Below are 25,261 nucleotides of genomic sequence, written 5' to 3' on the forward strand. Positions count from 1 at the left end.
TCAGTCGTGACCTTCGGAGCGCTGTCGGCTCAAGGTTGCAATGTCCTGAACCAGGCTATCGAGTGTCGGGCGCATGAATACCGGGTCAGGCGCACCTGCGGGAGCATCCAGCCCGATGCGGTTATGCCAGATGGTTGGCAAACCGACTTTCTGCGTTCCAAATAGATCGTAGGCCGAACCGGCGACGAATACAGCGTCAGCGGGCTCTACACCGGCGATTTTCAGCGCGAGCCGGTAAGGTTCTGGATCTGGCTTGTAGAAACCGGCCTGTTCAGAAGTGACAATCACATCGAACGGCACGCCCAGAAGATCCGCCGCAATGCGGCCCAACTTCTCCGAACAGTTGGTGACCACGCCCAGCTTGTAGTGCGGTGCCAATTCGGCCAGAACGCGTTTGGCTTCAGGCCACGGCTGCAACTCGGTCCAGCGCGCCTCCAGATTTGCCGCAGCATCCTTACCCAGTCCCACACTGATGGCGGCCTCCTCGACCAGCGTTTCATAAGGTCGATAGACTCCACAGCCATACGTGGCCTTCAAATACGCCATACGCCAGGTGCGGCCGATTTCCTCGGAGCCCGCGACGCGATTCCACAGCGTCCACGAATCCAGTAACGCGGTCAGCAAATCGAACAGGACCAGTTTCACAGGAGCTTGCTGAACATTGTTTTCAATTGCATTCATAACGATTGCCCTTCTTCAAAAATCACTGAATTTCAGCCACTGCTGAAATTTCCACCAAGGCCCCGTGATGGAGCGGTCCACAGGGGATGATCACTCGCGCAGGTCGATGTGCGCCCATCAGCGCCGAGTAAGTCGAATTGACGACCGGCCAGTCTTGCACATCAACAATATAAATCTGCACATTGACCAGATGGTTCAAGGAAGCTCCCGCGGCCTGGAGTACCGCTTCTACATTGGCCATCGCTTGAATGCTCTGGGCTTGTATTCCTTCGGGAAAATCCGGTACGCCGGGTAGAAACGGCAGCTGGCCGGAAATGAATAGAAGCTTACCCGCCTGTACACCGTGTGAGTAATGCCCGCCTGGCGCAGGCAGTTTTGCTGCGGTGATCAACTTCATTTATCCCTCCTTGACCGATGAACATTCTGAATTCGAATTGAATCACCAGCCCCAAATACGCGGCCAGAAACCCAGACTGCCGCCCTCGCTCAGAACGTGGTATCCGGCATGCTGCGCCGAGGTCGCGCACGCATGGTTCGGCAGGATTCGCAGCAGCGTGCCCAAGGGCGGGAAACTTGAAGAATCGAGCTTGCCAGATCGCGACGAAATGATGCCGTGCTCCTGGTTGGTTGCGCTGACGATCAAGTCACCAATGGGTTGGCCAGCCGTGTCGCACACGATGCCATAGCCTTGGTCGATGGCCTGTTTGGCTGTGCCCCGATCACGAGAAAGTGCCATCCATCCCGCATCGGTGATGATCCAGCCTTTTTCTGCCTGGAAACCGATGACAGACGTCAGGACCGAGACGGCAATATCCTGCACCTGACACACACCCAGGCCGGCCATGACCAGATCGAAGAACGCGAACACTCCCGCGCGAACTTCGGTTACCCCGGATAAATCCTCGGCGAACAGCGCGGTGGGTGTTGAACCAATGCTGATGATAGACAGGTTGAAACCTGCGCGGGTCAGCACCTGGCCACTCTCGACTATTGCTGCGTGCTCCTGCCGGGCGCAGGCCTCGATTTGCGCGATTGACTGGCTGTCGTAGGAGTTGCCGGCGTGAGTCATCACCCCACTGACCCTGATGCCGCTGGCGCTCAACAGCTGGGCGATTTCAATCAGCAAGGGTGATTGCGGAGCAAGGCCGGAGCGATGACCGTCGCAGTCTATTTCCAGCAAGACTTCAAAAACATGCCCCGAGGTTTGCGCGAATTCGGCCAGTTGCCTGGCGGTCTGCAGATTGTCGAGTACCAGCTTGAGCGCCGCGCCTTTGTTGATCAACGCGGCAGCATGGGCAAATTTGTTGGGCGCAATGCCAACCCCGTACAGGATGTCGGTAAACCCTGCCTCGAAAAAGAAGTCCGCCTCGCGCAGGGTTGAAACGGTAATCGGCCCACGCCCACCGGCAAACAGGCGCTCGGTGACTTGCAGCGATTTGTTGGTCTTCACATGCGGACGCAATACCACATCGAACGACGCCAGTTTATTGCGCATGCGCTGGATGTTGGCGTCGAGACGATCGCGGTCCAGCAACAAGGCTGGTGTTTCGATAGTCGAGTTGAGTGCTGACATGGGTGGTCTCCTGGAATGGCGCTATTCTAAGCCTCCAGATTCAGATTAGAATTTAATGTTGCTAACTCTAATATTCAGTGAAATTTAATGAATGAAACACTCGACATTCGCTTTCTGTTGGTCATCCGGGAAAGTGAGAGTTTGCTCGCCGCGTCACGCAAGCTGGGATTGACACCCTCGGCAGTGACCCAGCGGCTGCAGCAAATGGAAAAGAAACTGTCCATTCGCTTGCTGGATCGGTCGGCCCGGCAGCTGCGCTTCACCGATGAAGGCGAGCTTTTGTGCCTGCGAGGGGCAGAACTGGTGGAACAATTCGATGCCCTGCTGGCGGATTTGCATGAGCGGCGCAGTGGTTTTGTCGGCAAGCTGAAAATCAACGCGCCATTCGGCTTTGGACGCCTGTATGTGGCGCCCGCGGTGGCCGCGTTTCAACGTCAGCACCCGGAAGTCGAGATTGCGTTGAGTTTGTCTGAACGGCCAATGGTCGAAGTGGCAGATCGATTTGATGTCGTCATCCATATTGGCGAACTGCACGCATCCAATCTGGTGTGCCATTCCATTGCGCCCAATCGCCGCTACGTGTGCGCGTCACCTGCCTTTCTCGAACAACACGGTCTGCCTGAACATCCCGAGCAGCTGGCAAGCCTACCGTGCATTGCACTGCGCGAAAACAACGAAGACGTGACGCTTTGGCATTTCACTCGGGCGCGTAAAACGATCAGCGTGCGCGTTCGCCCCGCCTTGAGCTGCAATGAAGGAAGTGTCATTCGCCAGTGGGCGTGCGAAGGTCACGGCGTCATCATGCGTTCGGAATGGGACGTTGCCGATGCTTTGGCGGATGGCACGCTGATTCGGCTGCTGCCCGGCTGGAAGCTGCCGGATGCCAATGTCGTGGCGCTGACCCATCAACGTGAGGGACTGCCCGCTCGAACCCGCAACTTTTTGCGTTTTCTCCAGGATCAGTTCCTCCCGCAACCGTCTTGGCGCCAATGAGCCGCCGGCCTCGCTCCACACACCCCCTGGAACGCTGCGAAATGCACACACTCATCAGGCAGACAAACTAATCTTCTGTTCCTGCTGATGCTTAATGCGGAGATGGCCGTGGACAGGTTTCAGGAAATGAAAGTGCTGCTGGCCGTTACCGAGGCGAAGAGTTTCGGCGGTGGCGGCAAAATTCTGGGCATGTCGCCGTCAAGTGTGACGCGCGCCATCGCCGCGCTGGAGAGCCGCCTTGGCACGCTGCTGCTCGCACGAAATTCGCGCGCCCTTCGGCTAACCGAGGCCGGCCAGCGCTATGTGGAAGACTGCAAGCGCATTTTGCTGGAGCTCGAAGAGGCAGAGGAGCTGGCCGCTGGCAGCAGCCTGCGCGCGCGGGGTAGCTTGACGGTTACCGCGCCAGTGATGTTCGGCGAACTGTTCCTGATTCCGCTGATCGCGCAATACCTGACGGCGCACACGGAAGTCGCGGTCAATGCCCTGCTGGTGGATCGCCTGGTGAGCATGGTCGACGAGGGCGTCGATGTCGCCATACGCATCGGACAGCTCCCCGACGGAAGCTTCCATGCACTGAAGGTGGGGGAAATTCGCTCGGTAATCTGTGCCGCCCCCGCATTTCTTGATCGCGTCGGCCGCCCTGCCCACCCGCAGGATATGCAGGGCGCGCAGATTGTCATGTCCTCGGCCAGTAGCTTGCTGACTCACTGGCAGTTCGGCGGCCCGGATGAGGCCATTGTGCTCACGCCGCACCCGCGCCTGGTGGTCAGCTCCAATCAGGCAGCCATCAATGCGGCGCGCATGGGTTGGGGCTTTACCCGCGTACTTTCCTATCAGGTAGCGGAAGCCGTGGCCAAGGGTGAGCTGGAGATTGTGCTTGCTGACTTTGGTACCGCGCCGTTGCCGGTGCATATCCTTTACCAGAGCGGCAGGCAGGTTTCGGCCAGGGTGCGGACCTTTGTCGATCATTGTTACAGCAGGCTTGTGGACGATTCGGCATTGCAGCAATCGGGGACGCCGTAACTGATGGGCCGCTACCGGCAGCTGGTAGTCTTCGCCGCAGTGGTCCAGGCAGGCAGCCTGGCATCGGCGGCGCGCAGCCTCGCGCTGTCGTCGGCCACCATCATGCGCACCGTGACGGCATTGGAAACACGCCTGGGAACCATACTGTTGTTGCGCGGCCCCCGAGGGATAAGCCTGAGCCGTGCGGGCGAACAGTTCGCCGCCAGTTGCCGGCTTATCCTGGAGGAAACCGCCGAGGCCGAACGGTCGGCCGCTGGCCTGCATAGTCACCCCACCGGCAAGTTGACAGTGGCGTTACCCTTGTTGATGGCCAACCAGGTATTCACAGCATTGGCAGTGGAATACCTGGATACCTTCCCCGACGTGCAACTGCTGACCCTCGCCCGCGAAAGCATGCCCAAGCTGCTGGAGGAAGGCATCGATGTCGCGCTGGTGGTCGGTCATCTTCCCGACTCATCCAATTTCGCGGTATCGATCGGCACCGTCAGGCCGATCATCTGCGGTTCGCCCGCCTACCTTGCCCAATGGGGACGACCCGAAACGGCTGATGATCTGCGCGCGCATCGAACCATCCTTGCGACAGCGACAGGCCACGGGGCTGACTGGCGTTTGCACGGTGACACGTCGTTGTATACGGCCAGGACCACACAAGTCCTTACCTGCACGACTCAGCAGGCGGCGATTTACGCCGCAGCCTGCGGGCTGGGGCTGATCCGCTGCATGAGCTACGAGGTCCATCACGAGCTGCAGTCCGGGCGACTTGAACCCGTATTGCAAGCCTTCATGGCGCCCGATCTGCCGGCGCACCTTGTCTACCGTGAAGGGCGTAAAGCCAGCGCACGGGTGCGCACCTTCGTCGACTTTGCGGCGCCGCGTCTACGCCTTCATCCGGCTTTACAGGCCTGACACCCACCAGGCGGCTCCCGGCGCCTTTGTTGCAGAATCTGCAATCATGGATTGCCCGTCATGGCGATTCTGCTCTGCCGCATCCTGGCGCAGCATGCCGTATCACCACCGCCCGACCGGCTTGCTGCGGCAAGCCCCACCCACTGGATACGGAGTTTCCGACATGCCTCAACACGCGATCAAACTGTATCGCCACCCACTTTCCGGTCACGCCCACCGTGTGGAACTGTTGCTCTCGCTGCTTGAGCTGCCCACCGAACTGGTGTTCGTCGACCTCGCCAAAGGCGCGCACAAGCAAGTCGAATTCCTCAAGCTGAACCCCTTTGGCCAAGTGCCAGTAATCGACGACAACGGTACCGTGCTCAGCGACTCCAACGCGATTCTGGTCTATCTGGCAAAAACTTACGGCGACGGTCGCTGGCTGCCCGAAGATCCCGTCGCAGCGGCACGGGTGCAGCGCTGGCTGTCGGTGGCTGCGGGCCAGGTGGCATTCGGCCCCGCTGCTGCGCGCCTGATTACCGTATTTGGTGCGTCGCTCAATGCTGAAGAAGTCATCAGTCGCGCTCATACGTTGTTCAAGATGATGGAAGCGGAGCTGGGCACGGCGAAGTTCCTCACCGGCGATGCGCCAACCATCGCCGATGTCGCCAACTACGCCTACATCGCCCATGCGCCAGAAGGCAATGTGTCGCTCCAGGACTACCCGAACCTGCGCGCCTGGCTGGCGCGGGTCGAAGCGCTTCCGGGGTTCGTGCCCATGCAGTCCACTGCCGCCGGCCTGCTGGCGGGCTGAAACCGGACCATGGCTGCCGGCGTGCTCCGGCAGCCACAAGGAGTGCCTGCTCATGGAAACCCTGCCTAAACATCGCCGTTCACCCTGGCATGCCGGTGAGCGCGCGCTGCAACAAAAGATCGGCGCGTCGGACCGCATGGAGGCCGCCGGCCAGAAGTTCATCCGCGATTACCTCCCCGACCAGCACCGGGATTTCTACCACCAGTTGCCTTTCCTGATCGTGGGCGCTGTGGACGCCGAGCATCGTCCCTGGGCGACCCTGATCGAGGGACGGGAAGGTTTTGTCACCTCCGCCGATCCGAAGCACTTGACCCTCGATATTGCGCCAGATCCGCAAGACCCGGCCGCACCTGGGCTGCAGGCTGGCAGTGCCATCGGCATGCTCGGCATCGAGCTGCACACGCGGCGCAGAAATCGTATCAATGGGGTCATCACCCAAGCGTCCGGGCAGCGTCTGGAAATCGCCGTCGAGCATGCGTTCGGCAACTGCCCGCAATACATCCAGCGCCGCGCCTATACGCGAATTCCCCGTGATATGGCCGTCAAACCGCAACGCCAGGACCTTGCTTCGCTGGATCTGCGCGCTGTCGAGATGATCAACACCGCCGACACCTTCTTCATCGCCAGTTATATGGTGCACGACGACCAGCAGCGTTCGGTGGACGTCTCCCATCGTGGCGGGAGGCCGGGATTTATCAAGGTAGAGGGCAACCGTCTGACCATTCCCGATTACGCCGGCAACCTGCACTTCAATACGCTGGGCAATCTGCAGCTCAATCCCCACGCCGGGTTGCTGTTCGTCGATTTCAGCAACGGCGACCTGCTACAGCTCAGCGGCCGTACCGAGTTGATCCTGGAAAGTCCGATGATCAACGCTTTCGAGGGGGCCGAGCGTCTGTGGACCTTCGATGTGGAGCAGGTCGTGCATCGTCCGGGGGCGGTCTCGCTGCGCTGGCAGTTTCAGGAATTTGCCCCCACCAGCCTGATGACCGGCACATGGGCCAATGCCGACCAACGCCTGCGGGACATCGAGCGACGTCGGCAATGGCATCAATGGCGCGTGGTTCGCGTGGAACAGGAATCCCGGGACATCCGCTCGCTGTATATCGAAGCACTGGATGGCGCGGCGGTGACCTTCCTGCCTGGACAACACATCCCGGTTCGCCTGCAACCAAATGGCAGTGACGTGCTGATCAGGACCTACAGCGTGTCCAGCGCCCCTTCCGATAACCAGCTGCGCATCAGCGTCAAGGTCCAGGGCCCTGCCTCGCGCTACCTGCATGAGCAGCTGAATGTGGGCGACGTCCTGGAAATTCGTCATCCATTGGGCAGTTTCACCTTGAAGACCGACAGCGAGCGGCCCGTCGTGCTGATCGCAGCCGGCGTAGGCATTACGCCGTTGTTATCCATGGCTCGGGAGCTGGTGGCGCAGATCGACAAGCAGCAGCGCAGTCAGCCCGTGTATCTGTTTCAGGGCGGCAAAACCCTGCACGACCTGCCCTTTCAAAACGAGATTCAGCAACTCAAGCAGCGTGCCTCAGGCCTCTTGCACCTGTGGCGCGCGTTGAGCGACGCTGGCGAGAACGCGCAGCCGGGCGTGGACTTCGAGGTACCGGGACGTCTGACCCTCAAGCACATCAAGGCCAATCTGCCCCTTGATGACTACGACTTCTACCTGTGCGGCCCGGCCAGTTTTACCCAGGACATGTACGACGGTTTACGCAGTCTGAATATCCCGGACTCGCGGATCCATGCCGAAGCCTTTGGGCCCTCGACGCTACAACGCCACGGCGATGCACAGCGCCCGATCCTGATTCAGCCGCCACCCGCCAGCACGCCGGTGCCGGTGTACTTCGCAACCTCCGCCAAGGAAGCGCGCTGGACCCCGCAAAGCGGCAGTCTCCTGGAACTGGCGGAAAGCCGTGGCCTGAACCCCGACTTCAGCTGTCGCGGCGGATCGTGCGGCACCTGCCGAACGCGGCGAATCAGCGGTCAGGTGCACTATCCCAAGCCACCGGCAGAACTGCCGGAAGACGATATGGTGCTGATTTGCTGCGCCGTCCCTGCAGAGGGCGAAAGCGGCATCCAGCCTCTGGTCCTGGATCTCTAGCGAGGAAATGACGTTTTGCCTAGCCGCTGACGAAGGCCGTACTGACGACTATCAGACTCCAGGGCAAATTTTCCGACTCCAGCGCGGAACTCCGTCAGCCAAGGCAAGGCATTGTTCGACCCCATTGTTCACACTCGGCTCTAAAGCAATCGCAGGTTCAATGCCTGCGATGCATAAAAACAAGAGCCCGGTACATGAACAGTCATTCGCCTGATACCCAAGCCAACACCGGCCATATCGGCGCCCGGCAAGCGCGTGTCGAAGATGCCGCCCTGCTGCGCGGTCTGGGGCGATTTGCCGACGATGCGGCCATCCCGCCCGGCACCTTGCATGCGGCAATCGTGCGTTCGCCCCATGCCCATGCGCGTATTACCGCCATCGATTTCGCCAAGGCCCTGACCATGAAAGGCGTGCATGGCGTACTGGTCGGCGCAGACGTCAAGCGCTGGGCGCTGCCGTTTCCGGTGGGCGTGCGGCAACCCATGGAGCATTGGTGCATTGCGGTCGACAAGGTGCGGTACGTCGGCGAACCGGTTGCCGTAGTAATTGCCGAGAATCGTTATCTGGCCGAAGACGCCATCGAAGCGGTGCGCGTTGAATATGAGCCGCTGGCGCCGATCATCGATCCCGAGGCAGCGACCGATGAGCAGGCGCCGTTGCTCCACGAAGCGGTCGGCAGCAACGTCGTCAATGAACGTCATTTTCGCTATGGCGAACCCGAACAGGCCTTCGAGTCCGCAGCCCATCGGATCTCGCTGAAGATTCAGTACCCGCGCAGCTCCTGTACGCCAATCGAATGTTATGTGGTGCTCGCGCAGTTTGAGCGCACCACCGGTGTATATGACGTCATGGCCAATTTCCAGGGTCCATACGCGCTGCATACGGTCATGGCCCGCGCCTTGAACGTGCCCGGCAATCGTCTGCGCCTGCGCACCCCCAAGGACTCCGGCGGTAGCTTCGGCATCAAGCAGGGTGTTTTCCCCTACGTGGTGATGATGGGCCTGGCCGCGCGCAAGGTCGGCGCGCCGGTGAAATGGGTCGAGGATCGCCTGGAACACTTGCAGGGCGCGTCATCGGCCACCAATCGCGTCACTGAAATCGAAGCGGCGGTAGACGCCGATGGCCGGGTGACCGCCTTGCGCTATGACCAGATTGATGACTGCGGCGCCTACCTGCGCGCCCCGGAACCGGCCACGTTCTATCGCATGCACGGCAACCTCACCGGGGCCTACGCCGTACGCAATCTGCTGGTCCGCAACCGGGTAGTACTAACCAACAAGACCCCGACCGGCTTGAACCGTGGTTTTGGTGGGCCACAAGTCTATTTCGCCCTGGAACGGCTGATGCAGCACATCGCCGTGCAGCTCAAGCTGGATCCTCTGGCGGTGATTCGCCGCAATCTGGTGCCAGCCGACGCCTTCCCCTTCCGCGCCGCAGCCGGCGCTTTGCTGGACTCCGGCGATTACCAGGCGGGCATTGCCCTTGCAGTCAACGAGGGCGGTCTGGCCGAACTGATCCAGCGCCGCGACAAGGCGCGCGCCGAAGGCAGGATCTACGGCATCGGCTATGCCGCCGTGGTCGAACCGTCGATTTCCAACATGGGCTATATCACCACCGCCATGACCGTTGAAGAGCGCCGCAAGGCCGGTCCGAAAAACGGCGCGGTAAGTACCGCCACCATCACCGTCGGGCCGTTGGGTGACGTGACGGTGCATGTGTCCTCCACGCCTCAGGGCCAGGGCCATCAGACCGCCGTCGCGCAAGTGGTGGCCGAAGTGCTGGGCGTGAGCCTGGAATCGATTATCGTCAACGTCGAGCTCGACACCCAGAAAGACGCCTGGTCGATTGCCTCGGGCAACTACTCCAGTCGTTTTGCCGGGGCCGTAGCCGGCGTGGTCTATCAGGCAGCAATCAAGGTTCGTGATCGTCTGGCCAGGCTGGCCGCCGTGCAGCTCAAGGTCGATGCTCAGGACGTGCGCTTTGCCGGGGGCAAGGTTTTCGTGGTGGACGGTCCATCCGCGCCCTTCCACCGGATCGCCGGTGCAGCGCACTGGGCTCCGGGTTTACTGCCCGAGGGCGAGTCCGGCGGTATGCGCGAGACAGCATTTTGGTCGCCGCCGCAGTTGACCGCGCCCGATGACGCGGACCTGGTCAACAGCTCGCTGTGCTACGGCTTTGTCTTCGATATTTGTGCCCTGGAAATTGATCCGGTCACCGGCGCCATCCATATCGACCGCTACGTCACCAGTCACGACGCCGGACGCATGCTCAACCCGGACCTGGTGGACGGCCAGATCCGTGGCGGTTTCACCCAGGGACTCGGCGCCGCGCTGATGGAAGAATTCGCCTATGGCGCCGATGGCAGTTTCCTGTCCGGCACCTTCGCCGACTACCTGGTGCCTACCGCACCGGAAGTCATCGAGCCGCTGATCCTGCACATGGAAACGCCCTCGCCTTTCACCCCGCTCGGGGCCAAGGGCGTCGGCGAAGGCAACAACATGAGCACGCCAGTGTGCATCGCCAATGCCGTGGCCGATGCGCTGGGTCGCGATGACATCCGCCTGCCACTGACACCGTCACGGGTGCGCACCCTGATCGGCATCGACGAGCCGCCCCGCCCCGCAGGCATGGAACAGGACGACAGTTTCCCGGCTGAACCTGCTGGTGGCTCGGCCCTGCGCGCCAGCGATTCGGTGGTGATCCCGGCCACACCGCAACAGGTATTCGACACCCTGCTGGATCCGCAAACCCTCAAGGCGATCATTCCCGGCTGCCATGCACTGGAACTGGAAGGCGAAAACCGTTACAGCGCGGATGTCACCGTGGGCGTCGGGATGATTCGGGCGCGTTTCGAGGCCAAGGTAGCCCTCAGCGATCTGCAACCGCCGCACTCCCTGCGCTTGTCCGGCTCGGGCAACAGCTCGATGGGATCGGCCATCGGCCACGCCCGAGTGCGTTTCGTCGAATTGGAAAACGGCCATACGCGCCTTGAATACCACTATCAGGTTTCGGTCAGCGGCAAGGTCGCGGCAGTAGGTGGACGCATGCTGCAAGGCGCTTCGAAAGTCATCATCGGCCAGATATTCACGCGTCTTTCCCAGCGAGTCACCGGCCAGGCAATCAGCGACAACTGGTGGTCACGCCTGAAGACCACCGTTGCCGCGCTGCTGGGCAAGGGAGGTGCGCAATGAAACCGGCCTCGTTCGATTACGTACGTGCCAGCAGCCGTCGTGAGGTGCTCGACCTGCTCGCCGAATATGGCCACGAGGCCCGGATCATTGCCGGCGGCCAGTCGCTGATGGCGGTGCTGAACATGCGCCTGGCCCAGCCAAAACTGCTGATCGACATCAACCACGTGCCAGACCTGAACTTCATCGAGCGGCGCCAGGATTGCCTGGCGGTGGGTGCGGCGGTGCGTCAGGCGCAATTGCTGGAGCGCCCGTCATTGACCGATGAAGTGCCGCTTCTGGCCCTGGCCATGCCGTGGATCGGGCATTTCCAGACCCGCAATCGCGGCACCGTCTGTGGTTCAGTCGCCCACGCCGACCCCAGTGCCGAATTGCCGCTGTGCCTGGTGACCCTGGGCGGGGAAATCGTTCTGCAATCGAAAAAAGGTCAGCGCAGCGTCAAGGCCAGCGAGTTCTTCCAGGGAATCCTGACCACCGACAAACGTGCCGACGAGCTGGTGGTGGAGGTGCGGTTCCCGCTCAAGCGCGAAGGCATTACCTACCGTTTTCAGGAGATCGCCATGCGCCACGGTGACTTCGCCATGGTCGCCCTCGCGGCGGCGATAGGTGAAGAACAGGTGGAGTTCGGCATCGGCGGCGTCAGCGACCGGCCGCAGCATCGGCGCCTGGCCCGTGGCGCCACCCTCAAGGATGCATTGAACGAAGTGGCCTGGTCGCTGGACGCTCAGGACGATGTACACGCCAGCGCCGCTTATCGCCGCCAACTGGTCCGCGAACTGGGGCAGCGCCTCATTGAAGGAGTCTGATCATGCGCGTCAATGCCGACCAAGCCTTTCTCGTCCACCTGAAACTCAATGGCCGCGACCGTCAGGCAAGCACCGAACCGCGCACCCAGCTGTGTGATTTCCTGCGCCACGATCTGGGCGCCACCGGCGTGCACGTCGGCTGTGAACATGGTGTCTGCGGCGCCTGCACGGTGCTGGTGGACGGCGTGGCCATGCGCTCATGCCTGATGCTGGCGGTGCAGAGCCATGAGCGGCGCATTGATACTGTGGAATCGCTGGCCGAGGACGATGTGCTCAGCGATCTGCAGCAGGCATTCCGTCGTCATCACGCCCTGCAATGCGGCTTTTGCACGGCAGGCATTCTCATGTCCTGCGTGGACTTCCTCGAACGGGTGCCCGCCCCCGACGAAACCCAGGTTCGCGACATGCTCTCCGGCCATCTGTGCCGTTGCACCGGCTACACCGGCATGGTCCGGGCTGTTCTTGAAGTGGCATCACAACGTCAAACGAACCAGGAGGTAAAACAATAATGTTCGATCTCGGACGCAGCTTCCTCGCTGCCGTCGAACGCCGTCCCGATGCGGTGGCGGTCAGCGATGCAGCCCTGAAAAAAACCTACCAGCAGTGGTTCATCGATATTCAACGTGCTGCCCACGGCCTCGAACGCCTGGGCCTGAGACGTGGCGACCGGATGCTGGTGGCTATGCAAAACCGCTGGCAGATGGCGACCTTGCACTGGGCTTGCCAATTCGCCGGGATCGTCGTGACTCCGCTGAACTGGCGCTCTACCGGCGAAGAACTGGCCTATTGCATCGCCGATGCGCAGGTCAAGGCCATCGCTTATGACGACGCCACCGCTGACGCGCTGGCCGCCTGTCCCAGCGCCAGCGCCCTGCCGCGTATTGCCAGTGGCGAGCGTGTGGCAGCGGATGACCTGAGCTTCGAAGAGCTGTGTGCCGAAGCCCCTGCATCCACCATTCTGCGCGCCACGGCCGAGGATTTTTCCCTGCTGCTGTATACCTCCGGCACCACCAGCAAGCCCAAGGGCGTACCCCGCCGCCACCGTGCCGAGCGCGCCGCTGCCGTGGCCCATGTCGCGCAGAATCTGTACCGGCATGACGAATGCACGCTGGGTGTGATGCCGCTGTATCACACCATGGGCGTGCGCTCACTGCTGTCCATGGCCTTGATCGACGGACATTTCGTCTGTGTGCCGCGCTTCGATGTGGAGGCGACCCTGCAAGCCATCGAGCAGCAGCAGGTCAGCAACCTGTATCTGGTGCCGACCCTGTATCACATGCTCATCGAGCATCCGGGCTTTCACAAGGACCGGGTCGCCAGCGTGAAAAAAATCGGCTTTGCCGGTGCGCCCATGAGCGACGGCTTGATGAAGCGTGTCGAGCAGGCGTTCGAGCCGGAGTTGTTCGTCAATCATTACGGCTGCTCGGAAATCTATACCTTCACCATCGATCAGCACGCCCATCACAAACCGGGCTCTTCCGGTCGGGGTGCGCTCAATCAGCGCATCCGCATCGTGCCGATGGATACCACTGATCCAGGCATCGCGACCCGCCAGGGTGAGGAAGGCCAGATCATTGCCGACCTGGCCAGCGACGAAGCGTTCGAAGGCTACCTGAATCGCCCGGAGGCCACGGCCAAGGCACTGCATGATGGCTGGTACTTCACCGGCGATACCGGCTACTTCGATGCAGACGGTGACCTTTTCGTAACTGGCCGGGTAGACGACCTGATCATCACCGGCGGCGAAAATATCAGCCCGGTGGAAATCGAAAGCCTGCTATCGCTGCACCCTGCCGTTGAAGAAGTGGTGGTGGTCGGCCTGCCGGACGAGCAGTGGGGCAAGATCATCGCCGCTTTCATCAAGCTGCGCTGCGACGTCAGCCAGGCCGAACTCGATGCGCACTGCATCGCCTCGGGGCTGGCCAAATTCAAGCGTCCGCGTCATTACCAGTTCATCGATCAAATCCCCAAATCGCCGGTTGGCAAGGTGTTGCGTCGCGTGCTGCTCGAAGAGCATCAGGCAAAAACCTTGAAGACTGCGTGCTAATCCCCAGGAGGACATTCACATGCAACTGCAATCGATCCAGCAATTTCTCGACACCGAATTCGATGGTTTCCAGGTCGTGGTCGACACGGCCCGGCAGCGCGCCGACATCATTCTTAACCGCCCACCGCTGAACGTGATCGCCATGCCCCAGCGCGATGTGCTGCGCCAGGTGTTCGAGGCGCTCGACGAACATCCGGGCGTCCGGGTTATCGTGCTGCGCGCGGAGGGCGAGCACTTTTCCAGCGGCGGAGACATCAAAGGCTTCCTTGAGGCCTCGCCGGAGCATGTCTCCAAGCTGGCCTGGAACGTGGCCGCGCCTGCCCGCTGCGAGAAACCGGTGATTGTCGCCAATCGCGGCTACACCTTTGGCGTGGGTTTCGAGCTGTCCCTGGCCTGTGATTTCCGCGTCGCCTCGGAGACCACGCGCTACGCATTGCCAGAACAGAACCTGGGACAGATTCCCGGCTCGGGTGGCTCTGCCCGCCTGCAGAAAATGATTGGTATCACCCGCACCAAGCACATGGTCATGCGTGCCAAGCGCATCAGCGGGCAGCAGGCCTATAACTGGGGTATCGCCACCGAATGTGTGCCGGACAACGAGCTGGAAAACACGGTCGACGCGCTGGTAGAAGAGTTGTGCCGCTTCTCGCCCCTGGCCCAGCGCACCGCCAAGCGCCTGATCAATGACAACGAGAACTCGCCGCTGACCGTGGCCATTGAGATGGAAGGCCATTGCTACAGTCGCCTGCGCAGCTCCCAGGATTTCAAGGAAGGCGTCGAGGCATTTCATGGCAAGCGAGCAGCCGTGTTCAAAGGCGAATGACAGATCCTGCGCAAGCGATGCCGGTGCAGCAGCGAAGCTCCTGCACCACCCTCGTTTCGCCAGTGCATGTTTGAGTCTGTTTCTCCCTGATAACTATAAAAATCGGAGTCACTGTCATGGCAACAATCGACACCAGCACCACGACGCATTCAACCGGCGCGCCGCCGGACGCGGCCGCCGCGGGTTATCTGCCGGCCCGCAAGGCTTTGCTGGCCGGCTTCGCTTCGACCTTCGGCTGGGCGCTGGACCTGTTTGACCTGTTCATCCTGCTGTACGTGGCGCCCATCATTGGCCGACTGTTTTTCCCGTCGGACACGCCCACCCTTTCTCTGGCCGCCGTCTACGCATCGTTTGCCGTGGCGCTGCTGGTGCGTCCACTGGGCTCGGCGATCTTCGGTGCCTATGCAGACAAGCACGGACGCAAGCGTGCGCTGATGGTGTCGATGGTGGGCGTCGGAATTTCCACGGCGCTGTTCGGCGTGCTACCAACCCTGGCCCAGGTGGGCGTCATTGCGCCGGTGCTGTTTCTGATCCTGCGAATCGTCCAGGGGATTTTCGTCGGTGGCATCGTGGCCTCGACTCACACCATTGGCACCGAATCCATCTCGCCGCGCTACCGGGGCCTGATGTCCGGCCTGATCGGCGGGGCCGGGGCCGGCATGGGTTCGTTGCTGGCATCGTTCGCCTACCTGGTGCTTTCCGAAGTTTTTCCCGGCGCCGAGTTCGATGTGTGGGGCTGGCGCTGCATGTTTTTCTGCGGGCTGATCAGCACCGTCTTCGGCCTGCTGATGTTTCGCTTCCTGGAAGAGACGCCGGTATGGCGCCAACTGCAGGAAACCCGCAAGAACACCCCGGCGAAACCGGCGCAGTCGCCGCTCAAGCGCCTGTTCGGCATGGAATACCGCAAGGTGATGCTGATCAATCTGCTGATCACCTTCGGTGGCGGCGCCACCTATTACCTGGCCTGCGGTTATCTGCCGACGCTGCTCAATGTGGTCGCCAAAGTGCCGCACACGCAGACGTCACAGCTGTTGATGTACGGCTCGCTGGCCACCATCGTCGGCTCACTCGTGTTCGGCTATGTCAGCGACCTGATCGGGCGTAAAAAGACCTTCATTGTCCTGGGCGTGCTTAATCTGGTCAGCCTGCCGCTGATGTTTCTTCACGTCGCCGAACCCGGCTCGCTGCTGCGAACCGCGCTGTATTGCTCGGGTATCGCTTTCATGGGTGGGGCGATCATTGCGCCGATCCTGATCTTCCTCAACGAACGTTTCGCCACCGAGCTGCGCGCCAGCGGCACCGGGCTGTCCTGGAATATCGGCTTCGCCCTGGGAGGGACCATGCCGACCTTCGTTTCCCTGGCCAGCAGCAGCCCGGCGCAGATCCCGCAGGTGCTGGCAATTTTCGCCGTGGTGCTGTCGCTGATCTATCTGGTCGGCAGCCTGGTGGTGCCGGAAACCAAGGGCAACTTTAATTGATGGCTGGCGAATCCGGCAACGCCAGAACGAAGTCGCTGATCAGCTGCAAGGTCTGCTCAGTGGCCTCACGTTGGGGAAAGTGCTGGCAATCGTCCAGCAGGACACAGCGACACAATGCACCCACATGACGTTCGATGACCGCCAACTGCTCGGCCGTGGCGTATTGATCGTCACGGCCCTGGATAACCAGCAAGGGCCGTTTAACGTCCTTGAGCCGCACCACCAGCGGAGCAAGACTGAAATCCGTGTGCAGCCAACTGTCGCTCCAGCCATGGAATGCACCGGTTGCGTTATCACCATGGTGACGCGTCAGTTGCTCCCGCAGTGGACCTGTATGCCACAACTCCGTCGTCTGGCGCACGCCCGCGAGGGTTTGCGCTTCAACCAGCACGTGGGGCGCCAGGGCGATGCTGCCCCGCACGCGGGGATCATTGCGCGCGGCGTAAAACAACACAATGGACGCCCCGTCGCTGTGGCCCAGCAAAACCACATCATGCAGCGCCAGTTCATCCAGCAGACGGGCCAGTTCCGCCGGACCGTCATGCCCCAGATAGTCAAGGCCGCGAGGCAGCGTCACCGGACTGGAGCGACCGTAACCCTGGCGACTGTAGACCAGCACGCCGCAACCCGTGGTGCTGCGCAACCGTTCCGGGAAGTCACGCCACTGAGCGGCGCAACCCAGGCCTTCGTGCAGCAGCACCAGGGTCGGTCGTCCGGCGAGGGTTCCCGGAAGGTGTCGGTATTCAAGGTCGATCTCGCCGAGTGCGAGGCGCCCAGTATTCGCAATGGATTTACAAGTCATAAGGGGACTGACGCTAAACAAACAAGACCTGAAGATTACCCCAGTCGCTTTGGATCAGGTGAACCGGCATGCACCATATGGATGTGCAGGTCATTGAGCGGAAGATCGCCCTGCCCACCAAATCTGTCTGGACGCGAGACTTGGTCTACGGGATATTGAACCCTCGGCCGGGCTGTTGATCTGCGATGATACAGCGCGCAAAACAACGTCGTGCCAGACAGAACAACGACTGCCCTACTCCTTCGGGGCAGCCGCACAATAACAGCCGCTTCAAGCGAGCGAGGGAGTTACCCAATGTCGATTGCCCAACGAGTGTTTCACGGAAAGTTTGGCCGTGTCGCGTTGCTCAACATGGACCGGGCCTTGGTGACTCACACCCATTCCGAATGCCACGTGCTGCTCAAGGTTTCCGGGGAGGACACCTACTTCAATGTCAATGGACGCCGAGTCCCATTAGCGGATCGCAGCGCAGTGCTGGTCAATGCCTGGGAACCACATTTCTATGACCCGCAGCCCGGGGCCGGCAATACGTTGATTCTGGCGCTGTACATCGAACCGGCGTGGCTGGCCACCGCCCAGCAGTCGCTGGCGCTGAGCGCACGCCCGGACTTCTTCCCGCATCCGTGCATTGACCTGTCGCTGCAGATCCGCAAGCTGGCCGATATCCTGATTGCCGAGATGCACGGCTACGGGTTGGTGCCCAAGGAACGCATCGAGTTCCTGCTGTTCGATTTCCTGATCCAGTTGATCGAAGACTTTTCCCAGTGGCGGCAACTATGGCGCCAGGGTGCCCCGAGCCATGGCGAGTTTCGCGATGCACGCATTCGCCGTGGCACGGCCTACTTGCTGGAACATCTTGAAGAACCCGACCTGATCGACAATGCGGCGCGGGCCAGTGGATTGTCCAGAGCGCACTTCTTCGCACTGTTCAAGAAAGACACCGGCATGACGCCGACCCTTATGGTCAACGACGCCCGCATGCGCCGCGCGTTCACCTGGCTGGAGCGCGAGCGCAGCGGCACCCTCGGGCTGCTGTCGGACAGTCTCGGGTTCTCTGAGCAGGGCCATTTCACCCGCTTCTTTCGCCAGCACATCGGCGCCTCACCGAGCCAGTACCAGCGTGTAGTAGACAGCTACGCCAGCAGTTGATCTGCCCAGCCCGTTACGATGCGCGTTCCAGCATTCACCACTCCTGTTAGTGAGACTCAGTACCCGGGGAGTATTTATCCCTGCAAGGTGGGCAATCATCATGGTTTCTCCCTACCCACAGCGGAGCAACGACATGCGTATTGGAATTATTGGAGCAGGCTTCATCGGGCGTGCAGTGGCGCAATTGGTTATCGCGGCAGGACACGAGGCGATGCTCAGCAACTCCCGTGGGCCACAGACGCTGAGCAGCGTGGTCGGTGACATCCCTGGCAGTCAGGCGGGCACTATCGAGGACACGGCAAATTTTGGCGAAGTTGTACTCGTGGCCATTCCCTTTGAGCAATACCGAAGCATTCCAGCCGACCGGCTAAAGGACAAAATCGTCCTGGATGCCAACAACTACTACCCGGACCGCGACGGTCACATCGCCACTCTGGACCGCTTCGAAACCACCACCAGCCGCCTGTTTGCCGAGCATCTGCACCACTCTCGCGTGGTCAAGGTGTTCAATGCGATCCTCGCGGATGACCTGCTACAGCACTCACGCCCGAAAGCAACGCCAGACCGACGCGCACTGCCAGTAGCGGCAGATGATCCGGCGGCAAAAGCGCTGGTGATCACCTTGCTCGACGACATTGGATTCGACGCGGTAGACGCCGGTAGCCTGGATGAAAGCTGGCGATTCGAACGCGCCAAACCCGCCTATTGCATAGCGCTGAATAAGGAGGGCCTGAAGGTTGCCCTGGCTGCGGCCCAGCGGCAGGTTGAACTGCCCCACGGATCGTGGCGTCACTGAAGATCGGAACTCGACGGGATCAAGAGAGCACCACCTGGCATCGGCAGAAGTGATCGCCAGGTTCGTGTTTTGTTCCGCGCTGTGGCGATGAGCGCGGCGCTACGAGAAAACGGCGCAACAGCGTTCACATCCGGGCTGCCAAACCTTCGTCAGATCAGGCTTCAGCCGCCCGCTGAACTTGCGGGACGGCTCAGAAGTGCACTGCAGCCCCCTCGATAGCTGACACCAATCACTCACGCAATGACCCGCGCATACACTGACCTGTCCACATTGCCACCGGACAGGATTACACCGACCCTGCGCCCCCGCATTGTTTCGCGTTCCTGAATGAGTGCTGCAAGGGGTGCCGCGCCGGCACCTTCAGCGAGGTTATGGGTATCGGAATAATAGATGCGCATGGCATCGCAGATCTGCGCATCGCTGACCGATACGATCCGCGACGCTCCTGCCGCGTAGACGGCAAAAGCCTCGGGGACTGGTTTGCGTACGGCCAGACCATCAGCGAAGGTATCTGCCGAGGCAGTCTCGCGTATGGCTCCAGCATCAAACGACAGCTTTGCAGCGGCTGCCTCAGTGGACACTACACCCACCACCTGAGTCTTGAGGCCCAGTGCATCGCGGGCGGCGATCACCCCGCAAATCCCCGAGCCACAGCCAATGGGCACATAGACGGTGTCCAGGTCTGGCGCTGCCTTGAACAGCTCCAGCGCATAAGTGGCGACACCTTTGACCAGCTCGGTATGGAATGGCGGCACCAGAAAAAGACCATGCACTTGCGACAGGCGCAAAGCCTCTTCACGAGCCTCATCAAAATCGCGGCCATACTCCACCACTTCACCGCCAAAGCCGCGCATGGCGTTGTTCTTTTCCGGGGAATTGCCTTGCGGCACGACAATCAACGCCCGCAAGCCCAGCGCGGCTGCGGCCAGCGCGATGCTTTGGCCATGATTGCCGCGAGTGGCGCTGACGATGCCTTTCGCATCTGGATGCTCGCGCCTGAGCCAGTGCATGAAGGTAATGCCGCCTCGTACTTTGAAAGCGCCTGTAGGTGTGTGATTTTCATGCTTGATCCACACCTTGCAATCCAACCGTTCAGCCAGCAACGGCCAGGCGTATTGGGCAGTCGCGGGCATCACCTGGTAGACCAGACGAGCTGCCTGTTCGATATCATCAAGCGTGATTCTGTGCATGATTTGCGCTCCGAAGGTTTCGCCCAGTCTAGAGACGCGTGCAGCCGTTTGGCTTTCAGAAAACTGACCTGACTTCTACGCCCCCTCTTCGTTACTATGAAACTCATGAGCCCTCGCAATCGCCCACCGTCATCACAGCTGCCTGAATCGATCCGCCGGGTCGAAACAGGGCCGTGGATGATCGAACTGCTCCCTGGCAGCCCCTACGCGACCCGATATGTATCGTCTAGGGCGGCGATTGGCTTCGCCTTCGACAGCCAACGAGGCCTGCACGCTATCGGCAGCGACCGGGTGCTGCCCTTCACCGCTGTACCCAACGGCCTGGCGTTCGTCCCGGCTGGCTGTGACGTGTTGTCCGAATCCCCTCAGGGTGGAGAATACTTGCTGGTGATCCGCACCGACGGTATCGCGCTGGCGGGTGATCGCGCATTCAACAATCGCATCGATCCACAGGCGACCAGGCTCGCATCGCGCATGCGCAACGCATTGTTACAGGCCTCGGTGGCGGATGACTGGGAAAGCTGGGCACTTGCATTGGTAGAACGGGCGCGCAGCCACGACGCATTGCCGATGCCACACACTGGCTCGATAACTGGCGGCCGGATGCGCCTGCTCGATGAGTTCATTGACGCGATGCTTGGCGGACCGCTGGGTGTAAAAGCAATGGCGCAGCTGCTTGGATTGTCCGAAGGGTATTTCATGCGCGCATTCAAGGTCGCCACCGGCAAAAGCCCCCACGCTTATCTGATCGACCGACGCCTCGCCAAAGCCCGTGCTCTGATGCGCGACTCCACCGCCACCCTATCGGACATCGCCCTCACCTGCGGCTTCAACTCCCAGGCCCATATGACGACTGTTTTCAGGCATCGGCTTGGCGTGAGTCCTGCACAGTTGCGTCGAGGTTGTACAAATGCGTCAACTTGACTTTGCACTCCCTCGGTAAAAGGTAAATGGGATATCTTGCTGAGCAGTGGATCCGCTCAATACTTTAGGGAATTCAATGCTGAGTTCACTTGTAGCAAATGGTCAGTCACTTACGACTGACCAATCCGACCTGATGGTGCCGTGGTGGAGCTTTACCAAGACAGTCCTGGCCGTGACCACCCTGTCATTGGTGCGTGATGGACAGGTCGGATTGGACACCCCGATTCTTGATCAACCTTTCACATTGCGCCAGCTACTGCGGCACGAGGCAGGTCTCGGCGATTATGGCGAACTCGCGGAGTATCACGCCGCCGTTGCTAACGGAGAGTCAGCCTGGTCGGAAAGTGAAATGATGCAACGCCTTGACGGTTGTCGACTTCGATACAGCCCCGGAACCAGTTGGCGCTACTCCAATGTTGGTTACATGCTCATAGGGAGGCTTATTGAAAGGGTGACTGATCTGACGCTTGAACAGGCGGTGACTCAACGTGCTTTAAGCCCTTTGGGCATTTCGAGCGTTTGCTTCGCTAAAACGCGGGCAGACTTACAACAGACCCACCTTGGAAATACATCAACTTATGACCCCGCCTGGGTCTATCACGGCTTGCTGATCGGCCCCATTTCGCAAGCGGCGCTATTCCTGGATCGCCTGTTCTGCGGAGACTTTCTCCCAACGGGTTTGCTCCAGGAAATGCAGACAGCACGAACATTGGGTGGCCCGATTCCCGGACGCCCATGGATCAGCCCTGGATATGGCCTTGGTGTGATGCAAGGTGTGATAGAAGGCGGTGTGTCCCTATGTGGTCACACAGGCTGCGGGCCTGGCAGCGTCATTGCCGTATACCGTATCTGCGACGGCGACGCATCGGCTTGTTGCGCTGTTTTTGAGACAGGTGTCAGTGAAGGCGCCGTCGAAGCCCTGGTGGTTCAACAGCTGCAACGGAACCTTGCGACACGGGACATCGGGCACCTGAGTGCTTTCGGCGCCCGCCCTGATTAGTCAGCTACCGCGGCTTCTACTCTCAGCATCACTGCACCGGCAGCTCGCGCAACTCACCACCCTCTTGCTTCAGACGTTCCAGATATGCGGCGGCGTCCAGCAGCTGATAAGGAAAGTAGAGACCTGGCGGGGTTGGCGGTTGGCCGTCCAGCCCCAGCAGTCGCTCCAGGATCATTGCCACGCTGAAGCCGGTCAGCGGTGCAGCGCCGGCCGGGTGGACAACGGCATGCCGGGTGCGCAGCGGTTCGCCCTTCAGGTCCTCGCCAGCGAGTTCGATGATGATCTCGGTCGACATCGGCCCGCCCTGGCGTCGGGTCGAGCTCATTCCGATGGCCAGGTTGAACTGGACATTGGGCGCACCCGTCGCGGCCCCCAGACCGACCACGTCGATGGACGAAAAGCCCGAGGCTTCGATTTGCGTTCCATCCACCGCGTGGAAGCTGACTTTGGAGTCCTCCCCTTCGCGCCAGACGTAGACTCCATTGCGCCGTGTCAGCGCGGCCGGGAGCATTCTGTTCAGGTGTTCGAAATCGGTGGCGACAGTCGGGCCCCCGGTATCCTGCTCGTCTACGAACGCGTTGATGCTGATGTCGTGTATGCGGCCGAATGCCCCGGCAACGCTCAGCGTCGACACCGTCGTCGCGCCCACCATCCATTCGTAACCGAGGACGATAGGCGCGGCGTCAGGCCTGTGTATGTAGGTCGCGATTTCCGGCGCGATCTCGAAAACGCCAGAAGAGATGCTCAGGTGCGGCACACCGCACTTTTGCGCGTAACGCAGCCCGGCAAGAGCGTGGTCCATGTAGAAGACCACGACGCCGCTGACTTGGCGATCGCCAAGGCCCAGATCCTCGGCGGTGGGGTCAATCACCACGCCCTGCGCTCCACCCATTTGTTCTGCCGCCCGCTGAGCCTTGGCCAGATCACGGCCGCCAATTAGCAGCGGGACGTCGGGATGGGCGGCGCGCAGTGCCCGGGCAGTGTGGTGGCCAATGGCGCCAGAGCCACCCATTAACAGGATAGGATTAAGTGACATTGTATGTTCTCCTTGTTTTTCCAGTTACAACCTACTATTGGTAGGAACACTAACACGGGCATCGCACCTCGTAACCTACCATTGGTAGGTTTTATCATTCTGGAAACGATAACGTGCAACAAGACACTGAGTACCCCGCCACACATTCATCTACGCGCCGGCTTTCGAAAGCCGATCGGCGGCGTCAGTTGCTGGATACCGCATTACTGATCGTGCGCGAGGAAGACGCCGACCGGTTGACCCTGGGGCATCTGGCCGTCCGCGCAGGCGTGTCCAAACCGGTGGTCTACGACCATTTCGGCACGCGATCGGCTCTGTTGATCGAGCTCTACAAGTGGATTGATGCCGAGCGGGTCAGCGCCTTCCGTGACGCCATGTCCGCGACCACACGGAGTCTGGAGGAGACTGCCCTGGTCCTGGCCAGCGCCTACATCCAGTGCGCGGCAGACAACACCGACGAATTCTATGCAGTAGGCGCGGCTCTGGCAGGCAGCAACGAGAAGGCAGCGGTTTTTCAGGAGCTATTGGATAACTGCGTGCAGATGTTCATGACCGTGCTTAAACCTCACACAGCCCTGACAGCGGCCGAACTGGAGCGACGCTGTACCGGCCTGGTCGGCGCGGGGGAAGCGCTTTCGGGCGCACTGGTACGGGGCCGGCATGGTATGGATGAGGTGACCGACGCTTTCGCTTCGCTGATCCGCGGCGCTTTACAGGGCGCTGACTAAGGTTGGTGCGTGGTTAAAGCAGGACCGACCTTTAAGATTTGAATCTCCGACGCGTATTTTCCATTCTTCAACCCAAGGCCGACTTTTCCAACAGGATCGGTCAAACGCGGACATTTTCGTCTCCGGGGTGATTCGAGGAGGACCGAGGCAGCGCATGACTCGTCGCGTGCTTCCAGAGAGGCTCGAAAGCCATCGAGATTTAACACATTTCGATAATCTGGCGGGATCATCCAGGCGCTTGAAACTCAGTTCGCTAGCTGCCTAATTCGGCGATCAGGTGGGTTACCAGAGCCCGCACCTTGGCCGAAGGCTTGGGGCCGGACGGAAATACCGCAAACGCCTTTAAAGGCTCGAGTTCGTAGTCCGGCAACACGTGCACAAGGCGGCCGTCGTGTCGCTCTTGTGCTGACATGATAGTTGTCACATTGGCTATGCCAAGACCCGCCACTGCAGCAGCCAGAATGCCTGGCGCTGCATCGATCCTGACTCTTCCGCGCAACGTCACAACCTGCTCCGTGCCTGCCTTGAACAGTTTTAATGTGCTTTTCTCCGGAAAGCTTTGTTCGTGCAAGAGTGCGTCGTGAAACTCCAGCTCTTCAGGCGCTTTTGGCGCCCCTCTCTTGGTGAGGTATGCCGGCGACGCGACTAACATTCGCGCCACTGAAGCAATTTGCCGAGCTCCGAATGTGGAATCCTCAAGCGTGCCCATTCGGATTGCCATGTCGACTCCAGCTGCCACCAGGTTCTGCCGCTCATCTCGCATGGTGATTTCGACTCGCAGATCAGGGTAACGCTCGAGGAAACCGGGCAAGACGGGAATGACTGCTCGGGTACCGTACATCAGAGGTACCGCAAGGCGAATGGTGCCACGCAGGGAATCGATTCCTCGAGCCGCATCTTCAGCGTCCTCCAGGTCGGCAGCAGCCTGGCGAGCCCTCTCCAGAAACGCAGCGCCTGCTTCCGTGAGTGCCACATTCCGGGTCGTGCGCAGCAAGAGCTTCACACCCAGACGAGTTTCCAGTCCCGTGACGATACGAGAGGTCGATGGCTGTGAAAGCCCTAGCTTTTGAGCGGCACGGGAGAAGCTTCCCGACTCCGCGACACGGGTGAAAACCTCGATCTCAAGCCAACGATCAGTCATTCATATTCCAAATAAGTGTTCTGCGAAACGACGGCATTATTTTGTATTGAGAAAGAGTTTAACGTGATCTCGTC

23 protein-coding genes are annotated in these 25,261 nt (G+C 60.5%); 16 read left to right on the forward strand and 7 right to left on the reverse strand.

The annotated features are described in order from the left end of the window. The 3 genes from ACP7E4_RS01540 to ACP7E4_RS01550 are packed head-to-tail and all read right to left on the reverse strand — an operon-like array spanning position 1 to position 2,254. On the reverse strand, positions 1-681 hold the full coding sequence (locus ACP7E4_RS01540; RefSeq protein ID WP_426111009.1) for an HAD family hydrolase: 681 nt from the start codon (positions 679-681) through the stop codon (positions 1-3). A 22-nt stretch (positions 682-703) separates the two neighbouring features. Next, positions 704-1,078 carry a RidA family protein gene (locus ACP7E4_RS01545; protein ID WP_426111011.1) on the reverse strand — a complete coding sequence of 125 codons (375 nt, stop codon included), beginning with the start codon at positions 1,076-1,078 and terminating at the stop codon, positions 704-706. Between the two features lie 42 nt (positions 1,079-1,120). Beyond that, the gene (locus ACP7E4_RS01550; RefSeq protein WP_426111013.1) at positions 1,121-2,254 is read right to left on the reverse strand and encodes an alanine racemase; all 1,134 of its coding nucleotides are present in this window, start codon (positions 2,252-2,254) and stop codon (positions 1,121-1,123) included. Positions 2,255-2,341: 87 nt separating this feature from the next. On the opposite strand from ACP7E4_RS01550, the gene ACP7E4_RS01555 reads away from it, so the two are divergent. From ACP7E4_RS01555 to ACP7E4_RS01605, 11 genes are all read left to right on the forward strand, one after another. Further along, the gene (locus ACP7E4_RS01555; protein WP_426111015.1) at positions 2,342-3,247 is read left to right on the forward strand and encodes a LysR family transcriptional regulator; all 906 of its coding nucleotides are present in this window, start codon (positions 2,342-2,344) and stop codon (positions 3,245-3,247) included. Positions 3,248-3,373: 126 nt separating this feature from the next. Further along, entirely contained in the window at positions 3,374-4,270 is an 897-nt protein-coding gene (locus ACP7E4_RS01560; protein WP_426111017.1) for a LysR family transcriptional regulator, read from the forward strand. Between the two features lie 3 nt (positions 4,271-4,273). Next, the gene (locus tag ACP7E4_RS01565; RefSeq protein ID WP_426111019.1) at positions 4,274-5,176 is read left to right on the forward strand and encodes a LysR family transcriptional regulator; all 903 of its coding nucleotides are present in this window, start codon (positions 4,274-4,276) and stop codon (positions 5,174-5,176) included. A 163-nt stretch (positions 5,177-5,339) separates the two neighbouring features. Then, on the forward strand, positions 5,340-5,969 hold the full coding sequence (locus tag ACP7E4_RS01570) for a glutathione S-transferase family protein (RefSeq protein WP_426111021.1): 630 nt from the start codon (positions 5,340-5,342) through the stop codon (positions 5,967-5,969). Positions 5,970-6,021: 52 nt separating this feature from the next. Then, positions 6,022-8,079, forward strand: a complete 2,058-nt coding sequence (locus ACP7E4_RS01575; protein ID WP_426111023.1) for a pyridoxamine 5'-phosphate oxidase family protein — start codon at positions 6,022-6,024, stop codon at positions 8,077-8,079. 194 nt (positions 8,080-8,273) lie between these two features. Next, entirely contained in the window at positions 8,274-11,270 is a 2,997-nt protein-coding gene (locus ACP7E4_RS01580) for a xanthine dehydrogenase family protein molybdopterin-binding subunit (protein WP_426111025.1), read from the forward strand. Then, positions 11,267-12,073: an FAD binding domain-containing protein gene (locus ACP7E4_RS01585; RefSeq protein ID WP_426111027.1), complete on the forward strand. Its 807-nt coding sequence runs from the start codon at positions 11,267-11,269 to the stop codon at positions 12,071-12,073. Before ACP7E4_RS01580 ends, ACP7E4_RS01585 begins: the two co-directional genes overlap by 4 nt. A gap of 2 nt (positions 12,074-12,075) precedes the next feature. Further along, positions 12,076-12,582, forward strand: a complete 507-nt coding sequence (locus ACP7E4_RS01590; RefSeq protein WP_426111029.1) for a (2Fe-2S)-binding protein — start codon at positions 12,076-12,078, stop codon at positions 12,580-12,582. Beyond that, entirely contained in the window at positions 12,582-14,120 is a 1,539-nt protein-coding gene (locus ACP7E4_RS01595) for an AMP-binding protein (protein WP_426111031.1), read from the forward strand. Before ACP7E4_RS01590 ends, ACP7E4_RS01595 begins: the two co-directional genes overlap by 1 nt. Before the next feature lie 19 nt (positions 14,121-14,139). After that, positions 14,140-14,943 (forward strand): enoyl-CoA hydratase/isomerase family protein, encoded by an 804-nt coding sequence (locus ACP7E4_RS01600; RefSeq protein WP_065832256.1) that lies wholly within the window; start codon positions 14,140-14,142, stop codon positions 14,941-14,943. 116 nt (positions 14,944-15,059) lie between these two features. Then, a complete protein-coding gene (locus ACP7E4_RS01605) occupies positions 15,060-16,421 on the forward strand; it encodes an MFS transporter (protein WP_426111033.1) in 1,362 nt (453 codons plus the stop codon). Here ACP7E4_RS01605 and ACP7E4_RS01610 read toward each other — a convergent pair. Beyond that, on the reverse strand, positions 16,414-17,223 hold the full coding sequence (locus ACP7E4_RS01610) for an alpha/beta fold hydrolase (RefSeq protein WP_426111035.1): 810 nt from the start codon (positions 17,221-17,223) through the stop codon (positions 16,414-16,416). The genes ACP7E4_RS01605 and ACP7E4_RS01610 overlap by 8 nt on opposite strands. 294 nt (positions 17,224-17,517) lie before the next feature. Here ACP7E4_RS01610 and ACP7E4_RS01615 point away from each other — a divergent pair, with 294 nt between their 5' ends. Both ACP7E4_RS01615 and ACP7E4_RS01620 read left to right on the forward strand, forming a co-directional pair. Beyond that, positions 17,518-18,372 carry an AraC family transcriptional regulator gene (locus tag ACP7E4_RS01615; RefSeq protein ID WP_426111037.1) on the forward strand — a complete coding sequence of 285 codons (855 nt, stop codon included), beginning with the start codon at positions 17,518-17,520 and terminating at the stop codon, positions 18,370-18,372. Between the two features lie 133 nt (positions 18,373-18,505). Next, positions 18,506-19,168, forward strand: a complete 663-nt coding sequence (locus tag ACP7E4_RS01620) for an NADPH-dependent F420 reductase (RefSeq protein ID WP_426111039.1) — start codon at positions 18,506-18,508, stop codon at positions 19,166-19,168. A 233-nt stretch (positions 19,169-19,401) separates the two neighbouring features. Here the strand turns inward: ACP7E4_RS01620 and ACP7E4_RS01625 are convergent, their stop codons facing one another. Then, a complete protein-coding gene (locus ACP7E4_RS01625; RefSeq protein ID WP_426111041.1) occupies positions 19,402-20,358 on the reverse strand; it encodes a threonine dehydratase in 957 nt (318 codons plus the stop codon). A 96-nt stretch (positions 20,359-20,454) separates the two neighbouring features. Here ACP7E4_RS01625 and ACP7E4_RS01630 point away from each other — a divergent pair, with 96 nt between their 5' ends. Both ACP7E4_RS01630 and ACP7E4_RS01635 read left to right on the forward strand, forming a co-directional pair. Continuing rightward, the gene (locus tag ACP7E4_RS01630) at positions 20,455-21,282 is read left to right on the forward strand and encodes a helix-turn-helix transcriptional regulator (RefSeq protein ID WP_426111043.1); all 828 of its coding nucleotides are present in this window, start codon (positions 20,455-20,457) and stop codon (positions 21,280-21,282) included. A gap of 76 nt (positions 21,283-21,358) precedes the next feature. Next, on the forward strand, positions 21,359-22,282 hold the full coding sequence (locus tag ACP7E4_RS01635; protein WP_426111045.1) for a serine hydrolase domain-containing protein: 924 nt from the start codon (positions 21,359-21,361) through the stop codon (positions 22,280-22,282). Positions 22,283-22,310: 28 nt separating this feature from the next. Here the strand turns inward: ACP7E4_RS01635 and ACP7E4_RS01640 are convergent, their stop codons facing one another. Further along, positions 22,311-23,318, reverse strand: coding sequence for an NAD(P)-dependent oxidoreductase (locus ACP7E4_RS01640; RefSeq protein WP_426111047.1), 1,008 nt, complete (start codon positions 23,316-23,318; stop codon positions 22,311-22,313). A 113-nt stretch (positions 23,319-23,431) separates the two neighbouring features. Between ACP7E4_RS01640 and ACP7E4_RS01645 the strand changes: the two genes are divergently transcribed. Beyond that, on the forward strand, positions 23,432-24,046 hold the full coding sequence (locus tag ACP7E4_RS01645; protein WP_426111049.1) for a TetR/AcrR family transcriptional regulator: 615 nt from the start codon (positions 23,432-23,434) through the stop codon (positions 24,044-24,046). Positions 24,047-24,299: 253 nt separating this feature from the next. On the opposite strand, the gene ACP7E4_RS01650 is transcribed toward ACP7E4_RS01645, so the two are convergent. Next, a complete protein-coding gene (locus ACP7E4_RS01650; RefSeq protein ID WP_426111051.1) occupies positions 24,300-25,187 on the reverse strand; it encodes a LysR substrate-binding domain-containing protein in 888 nt (295 codons plus the stop codon). Positions 25,188-25,261 lie beyond the last annotated feature (74 nt).

Source organism: Pseudomonas sp. DSP3-2-3 (assembly GCF_049898225.1).
Classification (GTDB): Bacteria; Pseudomonadota; Gammaproteobacteria; order Pseudomonadales; family Pseudomonadaceae; genus Aquipseudomonas.

What these genes read in the sequence shown, in the direction of transcription:
- ACP7E4_RS01540 (WP_426111009.1), bottom strand. Translation starts at nt 681, where the DNA reads ATGAATGCAATTGAAAACAATGTTCAGCAAGCTCCTGTGAAACTGGTC.
- ACP7E4_RS01545 (WP_426111011.1), bottom strand. Translation starts at nt 1,078, where the DNA reads ATGAAGTTGATCACCGCAGCAAAACTGCCTGCGCCAGGCGGGCATTAC.
- ACP7E4_RS01550 (WP_426111013.1), bottom strand. Translation starts at nt 2,254, where the DNA reads ATGTCAGCACTCAACTCGACTATCGAAACACCAGCCTTGTTGCTGGAC.
- ACP7E4_RS01555 (WP_426111015.1), top strand. Translation starts at nt 2,342, where the DNA reads ATGAATGAAACACTCGACATTCGCTTTCTGTTGGTCATCCGGGAAAGT.
- ACP7E4_RS01560 (WP_426111017.1), top strand. Translation starts at nt 3,374, where the DNA reads ATGAAAGTGCTGCTGGCCGTTACCGAGGCGAAGAGTTTCGGCGGTGGC.
- ACP7E4_RS01565 (WP_426111019.1), top strand. Translation starts at nt 4,274, where the DNA reads ATGGGCCGCTACCGGCAGCTGGTAGTCTTCGCCGCAGTGGTCCAGGCA.
- ACP7E4_RS01570 (WP_426111021.1), top strand. Translation starts at nt 5,340, where the DNA reads ATGCCTCAACACGCGATCAAACTGTATCGCCACCCACTTTCCGGTCAC.
- ACP7E4_RS01575 (WP_426111023.1), top strand. Translation starts at nt 6,022, where the DNA reads ATGGAAACCCTGCCTAAACATCGCCGTTCACCCTGGCATGCCGGTGAG.
- ACP7E4_RS01580 (WP_426111025.1), top strand. Translation starts at nt 8,274, where the DNA reads ATGAACAGTCATTCGCCTGATACCCAAGCCAACACCGGCCATATCGGC.
- ACP7E4_RS01585 (WP_426111027.1), top strand. Translation starts at nt 11,267, where the DNA reads ATGAAACCGGCCTCGTTCGATTACGTACGTGCCAGCAGCCGTCGTGAG.
- ACP7E4_RS01590 (WP_426111029.1), top strand. Translation starts at nt 12,076, where the DNA reads ATGCGCGTCAATGCCGACCAAGCCTTTCTCGTCCACCTGAAACTCAAT.
- ACP7E4_RS01595 (WP_426111031.1), top strand. Translation starts at nt 12,582, where the DNA reads ATGTTCGATCTCGGACGCAGCTTCCTCGCTGCCGTCGAACGCCGTCCC.
- ACP7E4_RS01600 (WP_065832256.1), top strand. Translation starts at nt 14,140, where the DNA reads ATGCAACTGCAATCGATCCAGCAATTTCTCGACACCGAATTCGATGGT.
- ACP7E4_RS01605 (WP_426111033.1), top strand. Translation starts at nt 15,060, where the DNA reads ATGGCAACAATCGACACCAGCACCACGACGCATTCAACCGGCGCGCCG.
- ACP7E4_RS01610 (WP_426111035.1), bottom strand. Translation starts at nt 17,223, where the DNA reads ATGACTTGTAAATCCATTGCGAATACTGGGCGCCTCGCACTCGGCGAG.
- ACP7E4_RS01615 (WP_426111037.1), top strand. Translation starts at nt 17,518, where the DNA reads ATGTCGATTGCCCAACGAGTGTTTCACGGAAAGTTTGGCCGTGTCGCG.
- ACP7E4_RS01620 (WP_426111039.1), top strand. Translation starts at nt 18,506, where the DNA reads ATGCGTATTGGAATTATTGGAGCAGGCTTCATCGGGCGTGCAGTGGCG.
- ACP7E4_RS01625 (WP_426111041.1), bottom strand. Translation starts at nt 20,358, where the DNA reads ATGCACAGAATCACGCTTGATGATATCGAACAGGCAGCTCGTCTGGTC.
- ACP7E4_RS01630 (WP_426111043.1), top strand. Translation starts at nt 20,455, where the DNA reads ATGAAACTCATGAGCCCTCGCAATCGCCCACCGTCATCACAGCTGCCT.
- ACP7E4_RS01635 (WP_426111045.1), top strand. Translation starts at nt 21,359, where the DNA reads ATGCTGAGTTCACTTGTAGCAAATGGTCAGTCACTTACGACTGACCAA.
- ACP7E4_RS01640 (WP_426111047.1), bottom strand. Translation starts at nt 23,318, where the DNA reads ATGTCACTTAATCCTATCCTGTTAATGGGTGGCTCTGGCGCCATTGGC.
- ACP7E4_RS01650 (WP_426111051.1), bottom strand. Translation starts at nt 25,187, where the DNA reads ATGACTGATCGTTGGCTTGAGATCGAGGTTTTCACCCGTGTCGCGGAG.